The organism is Pseudomonas sp. BIGb0164 (assembly GCF_024810135.1).
Lineage (GTDB): Bacteria > Pseudomonadota > Gammaproteobacteria > Pseudomonadales > Pseudomonadaceae > Aquipseudomonas.
Map to the genome: position 1 here is coordinate 364,171 of NZ_JANUEA010000002.1, position 16,296 is coordinate 380,466.

Sequence of the window (16,296 nt, forward strand, 5' to 3'; positions counted from 1 at the left end):
TGTTCCTTAGGCTTACGCCCGCTGTCGATAATCTTCGGGCGCCTCGATGGCATGGGTGTGCTGCTCGACAAACTCGGCACTCAACTCGATCACACGACGGTACTGCAGGTCGACGGTGATCATGTGGTAACAGTTGTCCAGCAGGATCTTGGTCACGGGGCCGCCGAGGTGGCGTTCCACGTAATCGGCGTTCCAGCGGCTGGTGATGTCATCCTCGATGGAATGCAGCACCAGCGCCGGTACCTTGACCTCGGGCATGCGCTTCTTGACCACGGCGTTCATGCGGTGCAGCTCGCGCACCGTGATGCCTTCCATCGTCAACAAGCCCGCCTCGCTGCTGTGCCCTTCCTTCATCTGCCGTTCGACGATCGCCCGCAGGCGCTCGTTCTTAATGCCGTACGGCGGCTTCTCTTCGAAGCGGCAGATGTGCACGCCGAACGGAATCTTCATCAGCAACGGCGTCAGGAACGCCAGCTTGTGAATGCTCCAGCCGTCGTACTTCAAGGTGGTGGAATACATCAGCAACCCGGCAACCTGCCCGGGGTGTTCGGCGGCCACGTACATCGACATTACCGCGCCCATGGACAAGCCACCGACGAACACCTGCGCGTGGCGTTGCTTGACCTGTGCGAAGGTCTTGCGCACGCCTTCGTACCAGTCCAGCCAGCCGGTGGCCTGCAGGTCGCTGTTGCCCCCGCAATGCCCGGCCAGCGTCGGCACGTACACCGTGCAGTTACCCGCCTTGGCCAAGCCTTTGGCGACCTGGCGCAATTCCGTCGGGGTGCCGGTCAGGCCGTGGATCAACAGGATCCCGACCGGACCTTCACCGAGAACGAAGCCGGCATCACCTTCACCGAGGTCGATCTCGAGGCTGTTCACCGTTTGGTTGCTCGCACCAGCAGTTGCTCCAGGAGCTTCAGGCCCAGGTCGATTTCCGGGTAGCTGATTTCCAGGGACGGTGCCAGGGTGATCACGTTTTTGTAGTAACCGCCGACGTCGAGGATCAGGCCGAGTTTCTGGCCATCAACCACCATGTCGCCCTTCATGCCTTCTTCAACCATGTAGTCCAGGGTCGCCTTGTCTGGCGTGAAGCCATCCGGGCCGCAGATTTCGCAGCGCAGGGCCAGGCCCAGGCCGTCGACGTCGCCGATGATCGGGAAACGTTTCTGCAGGTCTTGCAGGCCTTCCAGGAAGTATTTGCCCTTGGCCATGACCATCGCGCCGTAGTCGACTTCGTTGGTCATCTTGAACATTTCCAGGCCTACCGCCGTCCCCAGTGGGTTGGAGGCGAAGGTGGAGTGGGTGGAACCTGGTGGGAAGATCTTCGGGTTGATCAGCTCTTCACGGGCCCAGATGCCGCCCAGTGGGTTCAGGCCGTTGGTCAGAGCTTTACCGAAGACGATCACATCCGGTTGTACGTCGAAGTGTTCGATCGACCACAGTTTGCCGGTACGGTAGAAGCCCATCTGGATTTCGTCGGACACCATCAGGATGCCGTGCTGATCCAGCACTTGCTTGAGTTCGCGGTAGAAGTTCATCGGCGGAATCACGTAGCCGCCGGTGCCCTGGATCGGCTCGACGTAGAACGCTGCGTATTCGCTGGAACCGACTTTCGGGTCCCACACGCCGTTGTATTCCGTCTCGAACAGACGGGCGAATTGCTGCACGCAGTGGCTGCCGTATTCTTCCTTGGTCATGCCTTTAGGGCCGCGGAAGTGGTACGGGAACGGGATGAACTGCGCACGCTCGCCGAAGTGGCCGTAGCGACGACGGTAGCGGTAGCTGGAGGTGATCGACGAGGCGCCGAGGGTACGGCCGTGGTAGCCGCCTTCGAAGGCGAACATCAGGCTCTTGCCGTTGGTGGCGTTACGCACGACCTTCAGGGAGTCTTCGATAGACTGCGAACCGCCGACGTTGAAGTGCACGCGACCGTCGAGGCCGAACTTCTTCTTGGCGTCGACTGCGATCATTTCCGACAGCTCGATCTTGCCTTTGTGCAGGTACTGGCTGGCGATTTGCGGCAGGGTGTCGATCTGCTGCTTCAGCGCGTTGTTCAGGCGCGGGTTGGCGTAGCCGAAGTTAACGGCCGAGTACCACATTTGCAGGTCGAGGTACGCCTGGTCTTCGGTGTCCCACACGTAGGAGCCTTCGCAACGGCTGAAAATACGCGGTGGCTCGATGTAGTGAACGGTGTCGCCGTAGGAGCAGTACTTGGCTTCTTTATCCAGAAGAATCTGGTCTTCGGCGGTAGCGATACGGATATCAGACATGGTGGAAGAGTTCCTGATTTTCAACAGAGAGGTCAGCAGCAGTGAAGGTGGTGGCGTTGGCGGCGATGCCCAGAGGCAACTTGGCCAGCAGCGCGGGCACTTCGGCAAAGGTGTCGAAGCGCGCGTAAGGGATGTTGTTGGTTTCGCAGTAGTCAGCCAGGCTGCCTTTGGCGAAGACGAAATCGGCGGTGGAGGCCACGCACATGTCGGACTTGCCGTCACCGATCACCAGCACGCGCTTGTTGCGCGGGGTGGATTTGCATTTGCAGTTGCCGGACGCGGCACGGCAGGCATCGCTGGAGTACGGGAAGTCGATGCGCCAGCTGTTCTGGTCGACCTGGCGCAGGCGGTTGGCGAGGATCGGCAACAAGGTCACGTAGTTGCGCGACAGGATGCGCGCGATGCCTTGTTCGATGCCGTCGCTGACCACTTCGATGGTCGCGCCCAGGCCCATGACGTGGTCGACGAAGTCCGGGAAGTCCGGGTCGATCTCGACGCTGTCGAAGTAGGCCAGCAGTTCGGCAGGTGTGGCCTTGATCAGGGCCAGTTGACGGCTCAGGCATTCGCGGGAACCGATATGCCCATCCAGCCATTCCTGCTCGATGGTTTCCCACTCGGGGCCGGCGAAGCGTTGGAGGACGTTGTCGATGACATCGGTGGGGGTAATGGTCCCGTCGAAGTCACACACGATATGCCAGTGGATCATCTGCGTTTACCTTGAAGGTGGAGCGCGCTGCATGCGCTTGCCCAACCGGTAGAGCAGGGAGCGTGCCAACTGGCCGAAAGCCAGCGGGGCTGGGGGTTTGCCGTGTAACGGTGGTGATATGTGTCGCCCAAGCTACAATTTTTGTAGCTTGCTACAAACAAGATGAGTGCTTGCGCCAGGAAGGCCCTTCGCGCGTTCATGCGCACGTAATCAATCAAGGAACCGTGACCATGTTCAGGATCACATGTGCTGCATTCGCCGGTTTGCTGGGCTTGTGGGGCTTTTCAAACGCCGCCCAGGCTGAGGGCATTACCGGTGAAGTGGGCGCAGGCGTCAGCTATCAGCCCCGCGAACCCACGGGCAGCCGCTATCAGATCACCCCTATTCCGTACTTCGACCTGGACTGGGGCAATGTCAGCCTCGGCACTGACGATGGCTTGACCTGGAGCGCCCTGAATACCAACGGGTTCAGCGCCGGGCCTTACGTCAATTACATCCCGGGCCGCACGGCCAACGGCGCCCTCGCCGGCCTGCGGGACGTCTCAAGCATGGCCGAGGTGGGCGGGTTCGTGCAGTACGCGCCGGCCGAGTTCTGGCGGGTCTACGCCCAGTTGGGCCGGGCCGTGGGCGGTGGCCACGACCAGGGCGGCGTGCTCGGCAAGGTCGGTGGCGAGCTGGGTTACCCGCTGGGCGGCGGGATCATTGGCAGCAGCGGCCTGATGGCGCATTTCGCCGACGACCGCCAGACCAACACGTTTTTCGGCGTGGATGACAACGAAGCCGCCGCTTCGGGCTTCAAGCCCTACAACGCCAGCGGCGGCTTCCAGAACCTGACGTTTACCCAGAGCTTCGAGTTCCCCCTGGCGGCGAAATGGTCGTTGCTGACCAGCGCCAGCTGGGTCCACCTGGTGGGCTCGGCGGCGGACAGCAGCATCGTTCGCCAGACCGGCGAAGTGAACCAGGGCCAGGTGCAGACCGCTATCAGCTACAAATTCGACTGATTCCCCTGTAGGAGCCGGCTTGTCGAATCCTACAGTTGGGTTTCGTGAGTGCCGATGAAGTTGGTCTGAGCCTTGCAGTAACGCCCTGGAATCCACTTTTCAGGACGTTCTTCATGGCTCGCCCCGCTTACCGCCTGTTGCACCATTCGCTGTGGGACCTGGTCCCGATCGCCATGGGCCTGGCGCACTTTGCTTTTGTCATCTGGCTGGTTGCCGCGTTTCATAGCTTGAGCTGGTGGGCACTGGTGCCCCTGGCGCTGGTGTACGCGGTGAGCCTGTCGTGGAGCATCAACAGCATCTCCCACAACCAGATCCACAACGCCTACTTCACCCATCGCGCCATGAACCGTGGGTTCGACCTGCTGCTGTCGGTGACCATCGGGTTTTCCCAGACGCTCTACCGCGATATCCACAACCGCCACCACCGTGGCAACGCCGACCTGCCGGGCCCGGACGGGCAAACCATCGACCCGCTGTCGATCTACCAACGCGGCAAGGACGGCCAGCCGGAAAACCCGTGGGCCTACACGTTCCTCAGTTTTTTCCGCGACGATCCCAAGCCGTTCTATGACGAAATGAAGCGCAAGCGCCCCGCTGACGCTCGTTGGGTCAAGGTGGAGATCTGCGTGACGGTGGCATTCTACATCGCCCTGGCGTTCTACAACTGGCAGGCGGTGCTGTGGCTGTTGCCGTTCTGGTACCTGGGCCAGTGCCTGTCATCGCTCAATGGCTACTACGAACATTTCGGTGGCAACCCGGACCTGCCGATTGCCTGGGGCGTGAGTTCCTACAGCGTGTTGTACAACCTGATCTGGATGAACAACGGCTACCACGCCGAGCACCACTACCGGCCGAAGATGCACTGGACCAAAGTGAAGGCGTTTCATCGGGAGATTGCCGAGCAGCAGCGTGAGGCGGGCGTCAAGGCGCTTCCGGTGTCCCACGGCCTAGGCTTCCTGGTGGCCCACCGCAAATCCCAGGGCTGATCCTGATTTTGTAGTGAGCGGGCTTGCCCCGCGCGAGGCAAGCTCGCTCACTACACAATCCAACCAGTTCACCACTCGCTGCCAAGACAGCCTCCTACAGGGGTGGTGCATCAGTTCTCTTCGCCCTCAGCCAGCAAGGCGATCCCGCCGATAATCACCGCAACCCCCACCCAGTGCAGCAGGCTGATGTGTTCCCCCAGCCCCAGCCACGACCCCAGCAGCACCACCACAAACACCAGCGAACTCAGCGGAAACGCCAGGGACAGACTGCTGCGCCGCAGGATCAGCATCCACACGAAAAAGGCACCGATGTAACTGCCGATCGCCGCCAGGATCCCCGGGTTACGCGCCACGTCGGCCAGCCACTGCCAGTTGAAATCCATCTGCCCCAGTTGGTCACCGGCCACCTTGGTAAACAGCTGCCCGGCGCTTTCAAAACCGATCAGCAACGCCCATAGCACAACGGTGCCCAGGCGCCCGTGCAGCCAGCCGCTGGGCCGCTCTGCCGCTACATTCTGCGAACTCATGCCTGACTCCCCGCAATGGCCACCAACATCACGCCAAAGGTAATCACCAGCGTGCCCAGCCAGCGACGCCGGCTGACGGTTTCCTTGAGCACCAGCTTGCCCGCCAGCACCACGCCGCAGTAGGCCAGCGCTGCGGCCGGGAACAACAGGCTCAACGGCGCACGGGACAAGGCTTCCAGCCACACGAAAAACTCAATGGCATAGGCGCCGATCCCGGCCCACAGCAACGGCGCATTGAACACTTGGCCCCAGAACGCATTCAGGCGAAAACCGCCTTCCAGCTCCGGCAGGCGGTCCAGGCCGATCTTGAAACACAGCTGGCCGATCACATCGAGCACGATGGAAAACGCCACCAGCATCACTACGAGCAGGGTCACGGGAACAACTCCTCAAACAGGTCAATCAGGGCTTCATTGGTCGCGGCGTTGCGCTGAATATCCTCCGGGCTCCAGCGCTCGGGCGGCGGCTGGTCGGACTTGGCTTCCCAGCGCTTGAACGCGTTGCTGAACGCCGGGGTGGCGAACTCGCCGCACACGTCGATGCCAATGATGCGCTTGCGCGCCGCCAAGGCCCGCAGGGCCTCCAGCAGATGGGTCAGGCGCATGCCGCCCTGGTCCCAGTTGGTGGCGGCGTCTTCGCTGGCCAGCACGTCTTTGTCGATGGTGATCCAGATCGCTTCGGTGGGCAGGCTGCTGATCATCTGCTCCAGAAACGCGGTCCAGTCCAACTCGGCCAGGTTGCGCCAGTGCAGGTGGTTTTCCTGCTGTTGATGACCGGCGCCATCGCCTACCCGGCCCCAGACTTTCGACGGCGGATGCTGCCACGGAAACAGCTGCAATTGCCCGCGTTTGAGGGCGCCGAGGTTGCCGCCACGCAGTTGCGGGTTATGCAGGTCGTCGCTGCATGGGCCGAGGGTGACGATGCGTTTGACGGCCGGCATCTTCAACGCGCGGTTGACCCAGGAACCACAGTGGCGCTTGGGCGCAAAGCGCACCCAGTCGGGGTGGTTGTCGAAATGGATCAGGCTGATGGGTTCCTTGAGGTCCGCCAGGAACGCCGGCGTGAGGTGGTGATAATCACCGGAGCCAACAAACAGGATTTCCGGGCGTGCATCCACCGGCCGCGGCCGTTTGGCCAGGCGCTCGGCGAAAGATTTCCAGGTTTTTTCGGTGGACCACAGGCGCAGTTTCGGGCCCAGGTCCAGCAAGTCGAGGCGCGTGGCCTGGCCGCTGGCCAAACGCCGGGCAATCGGTGCCTGGCCGGTAAGGCTGTGGTCGAGGTCAAGAATATTCAAGGCAGTGTTGCCCCCTAATAACAGCGCCCATCCGGCTGCCGGAGGGGCTTTGAGGGGGTAATGCAAGGGACGGGCCAGCACTTATCTTAAAAACAGTGAATAACCAATGTGGGAGCGGGCTTGCTCGCGAAGGCGCAGTGTCAGCCAACACATGCATCAACTGACACACCGCCTTCGCGAGCAAGCCCGCTCCCACATTTTGAACAGTGACCGGCCTTAGGCTTTGGCTTCGCTGATGATCTGGCGGATGGCGCCAACAAACGCCTCGGCCGGCTGGCCACCGCTGACGGCGTACTGGTCGTTGAACACGATGGTCGGCACCGAGCTTACACCTCGGGAAATCCACAGCTGTTCCTGCTCACGGACGTCGGCGGCGTATTCGTCGCTGGCGAGAATCTCGGCGGCGCGCTTGATGTCCAGGCCGACGCTTTCGGCAATGATCGCCAGGGTCGCGTGGTCGGACGGGTCTTGGCCGTCGCTGAAGTATGCCTTGAACAGCGCTTCCTTGAGGTTGTACTGCAAACCTTGCAGCCCGGCCCAATGCAGCAGGCGGTGGGCGTCGAAGGTGTTGTAGATGCGGCTCTGGCCATCGGTGCGAAAGGCAAAACCCAACGCGGCGCCCATGTCGCGGATGCGTTCGCGGTTGGCCAGGGACTGCTCGGCCGTGGAGCCGTATTTCTCGGTGATGTGTTCGACGATGTTTTGCCCCTCGGCAGGCATGTTCGGGTTCAGCTCGAACGGCTGGAAATGGATCTCGGCCTGCACTTCGGCTCCCAGTTGGTCCAGGGCCTCGGTCAGGCCGCGCAGGCCGATGATGCACCAGGGGCAGGACACGTCGCTGACGAAATCGATTTTCAGGGGAGTACTCATGGTAGGCAACCTCGCTGGCATTCACGCGCCGGAAACCTCGCACGATACACCAATGTCACAGCACCTTCGAAGGCTCGCCCAGGTCAATCTGCGCCCAGTGCGCGGCATCTTCGCGGTGGGCTTTGAGATACGGCAGCACCGCCGTCAGCAACGGCGCCTTGAACGCCTCCTGGAAACGATGGGCCATGCCCGGAATCAGTTTCAGTTGACTGCCCTGGATATGCGCGGCCAGGTGTACGCCATGCATCACTGGCAACAACGGGTCGGCGGTGCCATGTACCACCAGCGTTGGCACCCGTAATTGGTTGAGCAGCGGCACACGGCTGGGCTCGGCAAGGATGGCCATGATCTGGCGCTTCACGCCGTCGGGGTTGAAGGCACGGTCATAGGACAGCGCCGCCTGGTGCAGCAACGCCTGGCGATCGTCTTTCACATAAGGGCTGCCGAGGGCGGCCAACAGGTCGGCCTGTTGTTCCAGCGCCACTTCACGGTTGGGCGCGCTGCGCCGCGACAGCAACTGCACCAGCGCCGCATTCGGGGCGGGCAGGCCTTCGGCGCCGGAACTGGTCATGACCAGGGTCAGGCTTTCCACCCGCTGCGGTGCCATGGCCGCCAGGTGCTGGGCGATCATGCCGCCCATGCTTGCGCCCAGCACGTGGAACTGCTGGACCTGCAATGCGTCCATCAAGCCCAGGGCGTCGTCGGCCATGTCGGTCAGCGTGTAGGGCGCCGCCACCGGCAGGCCGAGCTTGTAGCGCAGCACTTCAAACGTCAGGTTGGCGCTGGCCGGCGCCTGGCGCCAGGTGGACAGGCCGACATCGCGGTTGTCGTAGCGGATCACCCGGAAACCTTGCTGGCACAGGGCGACCACCACCTCATCCGGCCAATGGATCAACTGCCCGCCCAGGCCCATCACGAGCAGCAAGGCAGGGTCGGACGCACGGCCAATGCTCTGGTAGGCGATGCTCACCTTTTCCAAGTCGACCGTTTGGGTTGGGACATTGACGTCACATCGAGAAGCCGCAAAGGACGGCAGGCCGAACAAGAGAGCGGCCAGTAAAAACAACACGCGCATGAAAAACACCGAAACGCAGAACCCCAGTAGAGCGCGAGTCTGATGAAGTTTGTTCAAGCGCGCTGCCACACTTCCGTGACAGTTTGATGAAGAGTGCCGAGTGGTCACATTTTGTCGACAGGCGCGTCAACATGAGACAAACTCACGCCATTCAGATTCTCTACAAATTATATTCATGGAGACCCCGTGCTCGAGATCCGTCACCTCAAGACCCTGCACGCCCTGCGCGAGGCCGACAGCCTGGTGGAAGCCGCCGAGCGTTTGCACCTGACGCAGTCGGCGCTGTCCCACCAGTTCAAAGAGCTGGAAGAGCGTTTGGGCATGCCGCTGTTCGTGCGCAAGACCAAGCCCCTGCGTTTCACCAGCGCCGGCTTGCGCCTGCTGCAATTGGCCGACGCCACCCTGCCCCTGCTGCGCGGTGCCGAACGGGATATCGCACGATTGGCGGGTGGCACCGCCGGGCGCCTGCACATGGCAATCGAATGCCACAGCTGCTTCCAGTGGCTGATGCCGACCATCGACCAATTCCGCGATGCCTGGCCGGAAGTCGAGCTGGACCTGGCCTCAGGTTTCGCCTTCGCTCCACTGCCGGCACTGGCCCGTGGCGACCTCGATCTGGTGGTGACCTCCGACCCGCTGGAGCTGCCGGGCATCACCTACGTGCCGTTGTTCACCTACGAAGCCATGCTGGCGGTGGCCAACCAGCACGCGCTGGCGCACAAGGCGTACATCGTGCCCGAAGACCTGCTGACTGAAACCCTGATCACCTACCCGGTGGAGCGCGACCGCCTGGACATCTTCACGCGCTTCCTCGAACCCGCCGACGTGGAACCCGCCCAGGTACGTACGTCGGAGCTGTCGGTGATGATGATGCAACTGGTGGCCAGCGGCCGTGGCGTGTGTGGCATGCCCCATTGGGCGCTGCATGAGTACAGCTCGCGTGGCTACGTGAAGGCCAAGCGCCTGGGCGAGAAAGGGTTGTTTGCAACGTTGTACGCGGCGATCCGTGCCGACATGCTGGATGCACCGTACATGCGCGACTTCCTGCTGACGGCCAAGGACACGTCGTTTTCAACGTTGGATGGCGTCAGCGCGGTGCGCTGATATTAGAAACAGTGAGGATCAAACTGTGGGAGCGGGCTTGCTCGCGAAAACGCAGTGTCAGTCGATAGATTCATCACTGACACACCGCATTCGCGAGCAAGCCCGCTCCCACATTGGAATGGGTTCTTACAGTTGGATATCAGTCGGTCTTGAGTTCGCGCCACATGTGGATCTTGTCGAAGTAGTCCACCCCCACCCGCACCGCCAGCGGCTCCAGGCCGTACTGGATGAAACCGCAACGCTGGTACAGCGCAAAGGCGGCATCGTTGCCAGCGGTGACGGTCAGTTGGATCAGCTTGAGGCGCGGGTGACGGCGTGCCTCATCGAGCGCCGCCTCCACCAACTGGCGGCCCAGTCCTTTGCGTTGATGCGCGCGGGTCACGTACATGCCGAACAGCGTTACCTTGTGCCGCGCTTTCTCCCGGGGCTCGAAGGCCAGGCCGACGATGCCCGCCAGTTCATCCTCTTCAAACGCACCCAGCAAACAGTCCAGTGGGCTGCTCACACGCTTTTCCCACCAGCTCAACGGCATCGCCGCACGCTCGGCCACGCTGGAGGTGAAGGCCTGGGGATAATCGCCATACGCTTCGAGCATCAAGCCTCGATAGGCCTCGGCGTCGCCCGCCCCCAGGGTGCGAATGCTCATGCGGGCAGCGAAGCGCGGTAGAACGGCAGGATCAAGTCGCGCGTCAGCGGCGCCAACGGCAGGCCACCGTCACCGGCCGGGTCGATCCAGCGCACTTCTTCGATTTCTGCAGCGGGGGTTACCGGTACGTCGATCCGTACCTGGAACAATTCCGCGTGTACGGTGAAGCCGGGTTCGTTGGCGGCCGGGGCCGAGAAGTGGCCGAGGTAGAGCGCATCTTCAGGATTGATCCGCAGGTTCAGCTCTTCGTGCAGCTCACGGGCCAGTGCTTCGGCGGGTTGCTCGCCCGCATCGATCTTGCCGCCCGGCTGCATGAAGGCCTGGGTACCGCGCTTGCGCACCAGCAGGGTCTGGCCGTCGTTGCCGATCAGCAGGGCGGCGGCGATGCGGATGGTAGAAGTCATGAAAGGTTACCTTGAACACAAAGGCGCAAGGATCACATGATCGTTGGGAACGCCGCAATCAATGTAGGAGCGGGCTTGCTCGCGAATACGGAGTGTCAGTCTCAGATGCATTGACTGATCCACCGCTTTCGCGAGCAAGCCCGCTCCCACAGTTGTAGAGTGTGTTCAGCCTGGGGGTTACGGCGGTGTCCTTGATGAACACGCTGTACCGCGCGCCTTCCATGGTTTCGAAAGCGATCAGCTTGTCCACCAACGGCAAGTTCAACACCTTCCCGGCATTGAGCAGCAACATACCGTTATCGGCGTTGAGATTGCGCGCCAGGATCATGCCCTCCTCCAGTTCGCGAGTGCCCAGCACCTTGACGTTGGGGTCGCCCAGAGTCACGTCGTTGAGGTAGGTGGCGCAGACCAGCACAAAGTCCTCGACCATCAGCGGGTCATACAGCCGCCCGGCGTATTTGCGGATGTACAGCAGCGCTTCGTCGCTGTTCATCTGCCGTTCCAGGATCAGGCCTTTTTGCAGTTCGATGAAATCCACCGCCAGCTTCAACAGGCGCGAACCGGCCGGAATCGCCTCGCCCTTGAGGTGGTCGGGAAAGCCCGAGCCGTCCCAGCGCTCCTGGTGATGACGGATCAGCCGTGCGGCGTCTTTCATCGGTTCCAGGGTCATCAGCAGCGACTCACTCTGGGCGGCATAGGCGCGATAACGCTCACGGTCGCTGCTGTGCAGCAGGTCCGAGGGCGAAGCCATCATGCTGTCGCTCCAGCTCAACTTGCCGATGTTGTAGAGCGCGGCGGCCATGGTCAGGTCGCGATTGCTGGCCTCGTCCACGCCATGGGCCACGCACCAGGTGCGCACCAACTCGATGATCTGGCGGTTGGTCTGCTTGGCGCGGGGCAGGCGCAGGTTGGCCAACAGCGAGAACACTTCGGTGCCGGTGGCGTAGCTGTGCTTGAGCTCTTCGTAGGCCAGGTCGAGCATGTCGGCGGTCTGTTGCAGCTCGCTGGTGCGCGATGCCACACGTTTTTCCAAGGTGGCATTGAGCTGCTTGAGGGCCTCGTTCTGTTGCAGGATCAATTGCTCCAGGCGCAGGCGCTCACGCTCCGAATGTTGGTGGGCCAGGGATTGGCGCAGGGCCAGCAGCAGTTCTTCGTCCTTCCAGGGCTTGCTGAGGTAGCGGTAGATCTCACCCTCGTTGATGGCTTTGACGATCAGGGTCAGGTCGGTTTCGCCGGTGAGCAAGATGCGTACGGTGTGGGGATAGTGCTGGTGGATATGCGCCAGCAATGTGGCGCCGTCCATGTCCGGCAAGCGCGCGGCGCTCATCACCAGGTCGACGGGTTGGCGGGCGAGGATGGCCAGGGCATCGGCAGCGCAGGTGGCGCTGTGAAGGTCGAAGGGTTCCAGCCGCAGCAGGTGCGTGAGGCTATGCAGCACGTCGGGGTGGGCGTCGATCAACAGCACCACGGCACGGTCGGCATCGGTGAAGGTTACGGACTCTCCCATGGGACACCTCGGATCGTCGGTGTGCGCTCCTTACGGTCTGGGCCTGCCTCCTTGGCGTTTACTGAGTAGTTTAGTCGGTTTTCGACAAGATGATGGCCTTACGATATCAACGCATAAAAAAAGCCGCTCCAGAAACCGGAGCGGCCTTCGAGGTGAAACGGTGTGCCCTCACGCGTCGGCTTTTTTCGGGCTTGAACCGAAGGAGGCAAAACGCTTGTTGAACCCGGCAATCCGGCCTTCGGCCTGGGTCTTGCGCTGTTGGCCGGTGTAGATCGGGTGCGAGGCGCTGGACACGTCCAGCGGGATGTACGGGTAAGTGTTGCCGTCGCTGTGCGTGTGGGTGCGGTCGCTGTCGGCGGTAGAGCCGATCAGGAAGAACACGTCGGCGGCGGTGTCGTGGAACAGCACGGTGCGGTAGTCAGGATGGATACCAGCTTTCATAAGGCCTCCGGGGCGTCTGGATGCAAAATATGCGTTACACAGTAACATAAATCATGCGCCCAAACGAGAACGGATTGCAATAAGAATAGGCCCGGTGCTTCTATGCGGCTTCCTGGAAGTCCATTTCCGGTGGCTGTTGCGAGAAGCCACGGGTCAGGAAACCCAGGTAAACCAGGCCAATCGCCAACCACACCAGGCCCAGGTAAATCGCCAGGTGATCCAAGCTGACCATCAGCCACACATCCGCAAGCAGGCCAATCACTGGGAACACCAGGAACAGGATCAGCTCACGCACACCGCGCTCTTTTGCACCGATCCAGTAGTGAAAGATCACCGACAGGTTCACCAGGCTGAACGCCAGGAACGCGCCGAAGTTGATGAACGAGGTGGAGGTGGTCACGTCCAGCTTCAGCGCCAGCAACGCCACGACCGCACACAACAGGATGCTGTTGACCGGCGTACCGAAGCGCGCATGCAAGGTGCCGAAGAACGACTTGGGCAACACGCCGTCACGTCCCATGGCAAACAACAGCCGCGAACCGCTGGCCTGGGCCGACAGCCCCGAGGCGAACTGGCCGACGATCAGGCCAATCAGGAAGATCGACACAAACAGGTCGCCACCGATATTGCGCGCGATTTCGTACGCAGCCGAATCCACATCGGCAAATTCGAACGACGGGTGGGCCACCTGCACGAAGTACGACACACCGACAAAAATCAGCCCGCCAATCAAGGTGATCAGCATGATCGCCCGTGGAATGGTGCGGCGCGGGTCGCGGGTTTCCTCGGTCAGGGTGCTGACCGCGTCGAAGCCCAGGAACGAATAGCAGGCGATGGCCGCACCGCTCATGATCAAGGGCATTTGCATCTGGCCGTTGAAGAACGGGGCGATGGTCCAGAGTGGCTTGCTCGCATCACCACCGATGTAGTGGATGCACAGCGCGACGAACGCAATCAACACCAGGAACTGCACCAGCATCAGCAGCGCGTTGATGCCGTTGGCCAGTTTGAGGCCGATGATATTGATCACGGTGGTGATGCCGATGAAGGCCAGTACCCACACCCACTGCGGCACGGCCGGGAACGCCGAGTGCAGGTAAGCCGCGCCGATCAGCCAGATGGCCATGGGCAGGAACAGGTAGTCGAGCAACACCGCCCAACCGGCGATAAAACCCAGCTTGGGGCTGATGGCCTTGCGCACGTAGCTGTAGGCGGAACCGGCCACCGGGAAGGCCGAAGCCATGCGCCCGTAACTCATGGCGGTGAAGAACATCGCCACCAGGGCGGCCAGGTAAGCGGCGGGGACCATGCCCGCCGTGGATTGCGCCAGGATACCGAAGGTACCGAGCACAATGATCGGCGTCATATAGGCGATGCCAAACAGCACCACCGACCCTAGCGACAGGGTGCGTTGCAAACGAGCCATGAGCGATTCTCCGCGCAATTATTAGATTTATGGCAGAACTGAAAGGGGTGTTGCAGGTATCTTTTTTCTTATTTAAGGCACAGGTTTTGTAGTGAGCGAGCTTGCCTCGCGCTGCGTCCGTTCAGACACAATCGGATTGCAGGATGTAGGGCCGCTTCGCAGCCCAGCGCGGGGCAAGCCCGCTCACTACAGAATCTCATCAGCCTTGAAAATCAGTTTTTGGGGATCAGCAATTCGCGTGTTCCGTCGCTGCGCTCGATCACCTCACCCGGCAATTTCAAGCGCTGGTCGTCCAGGTAGCGGTAGTCCTTGCGCGCTGCCGCCAGTTGGTCGAGGTCCAGCTCGACGGTGAATTGCCCTTCTTCACGCCCAGCTTCAAACAGCAAAGTGCCGAACGGGTCCACCAGCGCACTGCCGCCGGCAAACACCAATTCGCCATCGCCGTCTTCCACACGGTTGACCATCAGCGCAAACGCCTGGTTTTCCTGGGCGCGGGCCATGATTGCGGTGCGATGTGTCGGCCCGTAGGGGTCCATGTTGCCGTTGGTGACCAGCAGCAATTGAGCCCCCAACTGCCCCAAAGCGCGGGCGGTTTCCGGAAATTCGATGTCGTAGCAGATCAACAGGCCAACGCGTACGCCCTTCCACAGGCAGGTGGCATAACGATCACCGGGGCTGACCACGCCGCGTTCCAAAGGCCACAGGTGGGTCTTGCGATACCGCAAGGCAATGCCTTCGGGCGTGATCAGCAAGGTGGTGTTATAGAATTGGCCACCCTCGCTCTCGATCATGCCGATCACCACAGCCACATCACGCGCGCGGGCAGCCTGGATAATGGCTTGCACGGTGGGACCGTCCAGCGGCTCGGCCACAGCGGCGACGGTTTCAGCCGAGGGGAAGCCCGTCAGGTGGGTTTCCGGAAAGACGATCAGTTGGGTATCGTCGGCGCAGGCTGCAATTGCCGCCAAGGCGCGCTCAAGGTTGTAAGCTGTGTCGTTATCACGGCCTGCCAACTGGGCAAATTCGACCTTCATGAGTATTCCTTGTTCTTTATCTGTGCCGCAGTATGCGCAGCCACACCCTGCCAGGGAATTACGCGGCGGGGGTAACCCGATAGGGGTAGATCAATGACTATGTCGCTGGAAGACATCGCCTGGCACCGTTCGGTGGGGCAAATGATAGACGCCCTGGACCAGGCCAATTTCTGGACCCAACTGGTGCGCTTGCTCGACCAGTATGTGCCGTCCGACAGCTGGGTGGCCCTGCTGTTCAGCAGCGAGCACCGCCCCCTGGTGTTCGCCGAATGCCCGGGCGCGGACGGCACGCCCGACCATCTGTTCCAGGATTACCTCAACGGGCTGTACCTGCTCGACCCCTTCTACATCGCCAGCCGCGAGCACGCCCACACCGGCCTGTTGCGCCTGGCCGAGGTGGCACCGGAGCACTTCGAACTCACCGAGTACTACCAGCGCTACTTCCGCCTGAACGTGGTAGCCGACGAAATCCAGTTCAATTGCCACCTGCCGGATGGGCGTACCTTGTGCCTGTCCCTGGGTTCCAAGCAGCGTTTTGACCCGACGCAGATTGCCCTGCTGTCGCTGATCCAACCCTGGGTACTGAGCCTGCTGCGCCAGCGCCTGCCCTATGAACTCAACCAGGTCAGCGCGCCGCAACCGCCCGTGCAGAACGATGAATGGGGCGCGCAGTTGACCGCACGCGAGCTGGATGTCGGCCGTTTGATGCTCAGCGGTTGCTCCAGCAAGGAAATCGCTCGTAAGCTGGAAATCTCTGTAGAAACCGTGAAAGTCCATAAGAAACACATGTACAGCAAGCTAGGGATCAAATCCCAGTCTGAGCTGTTCTCGATCTTCCTTCAGGCGCAAAACGCCTGATTGAGCCCCGTAGGCGCCGGCCTATGTGGCGAGGGAGCTTGCTCCCGCTGGAGTGCGAAGCGCTCCCAAATCCATCGCAACCCTGCACTTGATGCAGTGAGATCGCCTGGTTTGGGGTTGCTATGCAACCCAGCGGGAGCAAGCTCC

17 protein-coding genes and 1 pseudogene are annotated in these 16,296 nt (G+C 61.4%); 4 read left to right on the forward strand and 14 right to left on the reverse strand.

Translation table 11 applies throughout. The features are described 5' to 3' along the window. Window positions 1-12: 12 nt before the first annotated feature. Genes M2394_RS05635 through M2394_RS05645 form a run of 3 tightly spaced genes read right to left on the reverse strand, consistent with a single transcriptional unit; the run spans window position 13 to window position 2,976 of the window. Window positions 13-879, reverse strand: coding sequence for a carboxylesterase (locus M2394_RS05635; protein ID WP_178922032.1), 867 nt, complete (start codon window positions 877-879; stop codon window positions 13-15). After that, on the reverse strand, window positions 876-2,270 hold the full coding sequence (locus M2394_RS05640) for an aspartate aminotransferase family protein (protein ID WP_176994878.1): 1,395 nt from the start codon (window positions 2,268-2,270) through the stop codon (window positions 876-878). Before M2394_RS05640 ends, M2394_RS05635 begins: the two co-directional genes overlap by 4 nt. Then, window positions 2,263-2,976 carry an MtnX-like HAD-IB family phosphatase gene (locus tag M2394_RS05645; protein ID WP_178922030.1) on the reverse strand — a complete coding sequence of 238 codons (714 nt, stop codon included), beginning with the start codon at window positions 2,974-2,976 and terminating at the stop codon, window positions 2,263-2,265. Before M2394_RS05645 ends, M2394_RS05640 begins: the two co-directional genes overlap by 8 nt. A gap of 230 nt (window positions 2,977-3,206) precedes the next feature. Here M2394_RS05645 and M2394_RS05650 point away from each other — a divergent pair, with 230 nt between their 5' ends. Both M2394_RS05650 and M2394_RS05655 read left to right on the forward strand, forming a co-directional pair. After that, on the forward strand, window positions 3,207-3,977 hold the full coding sequence (locus tag M2394_RS05650; RefSeq protein ID WP_178922027.1) for a MipA/OmpV family protein: 771 nt from the start codon (window positions 3,207-3,209) through the stop codon (window positions 3,975-3,977). Between the two features lie 113 nt (window positions 3,978-4,090). Then, window positions 4,091-4,963 carry a fatty acid desaturase gene (locus M2394_RS05655; protein WP_178922025.1) on the forward strand — a complete coding sequence of 291 codons (873 nt, stop codon included), beginning with the start codon at window positions 4,091-4,093 and terminating at the stop codon, window positions 4,961-4,963. A 110-nt stretch (window positions 4,964-5,073) separates the two neighbouring features. Here the strand turns inward: M2394_RS05655 and M2394_RS05660 are convergent, their stop codons facing one another. The 5 genes from M2394_RS05660 to M2394_RS05680 all read right to left on the reverse strand — a co-directional run bounded on the left by M2394_RS05660 (window position 5,074) and on the right by M2394_RS05680 (window position 8,729). Then, window positions 5,074-5,490, reverse strand: a complete 417-nt coding sequence (locus tag M2394_RS05660; protein WP_176994882.1) for an EamA family transporter — start codon at window positions 5,488-5,490, stop codon at window positions 5,074-5,076. Beyond that, the gene (locus tag M2394_RS05665) at window positions 5,487-5,867 is read right to left on the reverse strand and encodes a transporter (RefSeq protein ID WP_176994883.1); all 381 of its coding nucleotides are present in this window, start codon (window positions 5,865-5,867) and stop codon (window positions 5,487-5,489) included. Before M2394_RS05665 ends, M2394_RS05660 begins: the two co-directional genes overlap by 4 nt. Beyond that, window positions 5,864-6,784, reverse strand: coding sequence for an arginase family protein (locus M2394_RS05670; RefSeq protein ID WP_176994884.1), 921 nt, complete (start codon window positions 6,782-6,784; stop codon window positions 5,864-5,866). The genes M2394_RS05665 and M2394_RS05670 overlap by 4 nt, the downstream gene beginning before the upstream one ends. A 216-nt stretch (window positions 6,785-7,000) precedes the next feature. Continuing rightward, on the reverse strand, window positions 7,001-7,654 hold the full coding sequence (locus tag M2394_RS05675) for a DsbA family oxidoreductase (protein WP_259171862.1): 654 nt from the start codon (window positions 7,652-7,654) through the stop codon (window positions 7,001-7,003). Between the two features lie 55 nt (window positions 7,655-7,709). Beyond that, a complete protein-coding gene (locus M2394_RS05680; RefSeq protein ID WP_178922021.1) occupies window positions 7,710-8,729 on the reverse strand; it encodes an alpha/beta fold hydrolase in 1,020 nt (339 codons plus the stop codon). 186 nt (window positions 8,730-8,915) lie between these two features. Here M2394_RS05680 and metR point away from each other — a divergent pair, with 186 nt between their 5' ends. Then, window positions 8,916-9,833 carry a transcriptional regulator MetR gene (gene metR, locus M2394_RS05685; protein ID WP_178922019.1) on the forward strand — a complete coding sequence of 306 codons (918 nt, stop codon included), beginning with the start codon at window positions 8,916-8,918 and terminating at the stop codon, window positions 9,831-9,833. A gap of 139 nt (window positions 9,834-9,972) precedes the next feature. On the opposite strand, the gene M2394_RS05690 is transcribed toward metR, so the two are convergent. The 6 genes and pseudogenes from M2394_RS05690 to M2394_RS05715 all read right to left on the reverse strand — a co-directional run bounded on the left by M2394_RS05690 (window position 9,973) and on the right by M2394_RS05715 (window position 15,291). Beyond that, a complete protein-coding gene (locus M2394_RS05690; RefSeq protein ID WP_259171863.1) occupies window positions 9,973-10,479 on the reverse strand; it encodes a GNAT family N-acetyltransferase in 507 nt (168 codons plus the stop codon). Continuing rightward, window positions 10,476-10,883, reverse strand: coding sequence for an NUDIX domain-containing protein (locus M2394_RS05695; RefSeq protein WP_178922016.1), 408 nt, complete (start codon window positions 10,881-10,883; stop codon window positions 10,476-10,478). The genes M2394_RS05690 and M2394_RS05695 overlap by 4 nt, the downstream gene beginning before the upstream one ends. A gap of 190 nt (window positions 10,884-11,073) precedes the next feature. Further along, window positions 11,074-12,390 (reverse strand): annotated as a pseudogene (locus M2394_RS05700) (HD domain-containing phosphohydrolase); the annotation flags it as partial. 168 nt (window positions 12,391-12,558) lie between these two features. Next, on the reverse strand, window positions 12,559-12,831 hold the full coding sequence (locus tag M2394_RS05705; RefSeq protein WP_176994891.1) for a type B 50S ribosomal protein L31: 273 nt from the start codon (window positions 12,829-12,831) through the stop codon (window positions 12,559-12,561). 100 nt (window positions 12,832-12,931) lie between these two features. Beyond that, window positions 12,932-14,257, reverse strand: a complete 1,326-nt coding sequence (locus tag M2394_RS05710) for an APC family permease (protein WP_259171865.1) — start codon at window positions 14,255-14,257, stop codon at window positions 12,932-12,934. 212 nt (window positions 14,258-14,469) lie between these two features. Beyond that, complete coding sequence (locus tag M2394_RS05715) at window positions 14,470-15,291, reverse strand: carbon-nitrogen hydrolase family protein (RefSeq protein ID WP_259171866.1); 822 nt, start codon at window positions 15,289-15,291, stop codon at window positions 14,470-14,472. Between the two features lie 93 nt (window positions 15,292-15,384). Between M2394_RS05715 and M2394_RS05720 the strand changes: the two genes are divergently transcribed. After that, on the forward strand, window positions 15,385-16,149 hold the full coding sequence (locus M2394_RS05720) for a LuxR C-terminal-related transcriptional regulator (protein WP_178922008.1): 765 nt from the start codon (window positions 15,385-15,387) through the stop codon (window positions 16,147-16,149). The last annotated feature ends 147 nt before the right edge of the window (window positions 16,150-16,296 follow it).

Bases quoted from the DNA above. Each gene is read 5' to 3' on its own strand.
- M2394_RS05640 (WP_176994878.1), bottom strand. From the start codon at position 2,270: ATGTCTGATATCCGTATCGCTACCGCCGAAGACCAGATTCTTCTGGAT.
- M2394_RS05645 (WP_178922030.1), bottom strand. From the start codon at position 2,976: ATGATCCACTGGCATATCGTGTGTGACTTCGACGGGACCATTACCCCC.
- M2394_RS05650 (WP_178922027.1), top strand. From the start codon at position 3,207: ATGTTCAGGATCACATGTGCTGCATTCGCCGGTTTGCTGGGCTTGTGG.
- M2394_RS05655 (WP_178922025.1), top strand. From the start codon at position 4,091: ATGGCTCGCCCCGCTTACCGCCTGTTGCACCATTCGCTGTGGGACCTG.
- M2394_RS05660 (WP_176994882.1), bottom strand. From the start codon at position 5,490: ATGAGTTCGCAGAATGTAGCGGCAGAGCGGCCCAGCGGCTGGCTGCAC.
- M2394_RS05675 (WP_259171862.1), bottom strand. From the start codon at position 7,654: ATGAGTACTCCCCTGAAAATCGATTTCGTCAGCGACGTGTCCTGCCCC.
- M2394_RS05680 (WP_178922021.1), bottom strand. From the start codon at position 8,729: ATGCGCGTGTTGTTTTTACTGGCCGCTCTCTTGTTCGGCCTGCCGTCC.
- M2394_RS05690 (WP_259171863.1), bottom strand. From the start codon at position 10,479: ATGAGCATTCGCACCCTGGGGGCGGGCGACGCCGAGGCCTATCGAGGC.
- M2394_RS05695 (WP_178922016.1), bottom strand. From the start codon at position 10,883: ATGACTTCTACCATCCGCATCGCCGCCGCCCTGCTGATCGGCAACGAC.
- M2394_RS05705 (WP_176994891.1), bottom strand. From the start codon at position 12,831: ATGAAAGCTGGTATCCATCCTGACTACCGCACCGTGCTGTTCCACGAC.
- M2394_RS05710 (WP_259171865.1), bottom strand. From the start codon at position 14,257: ATGGCTCGTTTGCAACGCACCCTGTCGCTAGGGTCGGTGGTGCTGTTT.
- M2394_RS05715 (WP_259171866.1), bottom strand. From the start codon at position 15,291: ATGAAGGTCGAATTTGCCCAGTTGGCAGGCCGTGATAACGACACAGCT.
- M2394_RS05720 (WP_178922008.1), top strand. From the start codon at position 15,385: ATGACTATGTCGCTGGAAGACATCGCCTGGCACCGTTCGGTGGGGCAA.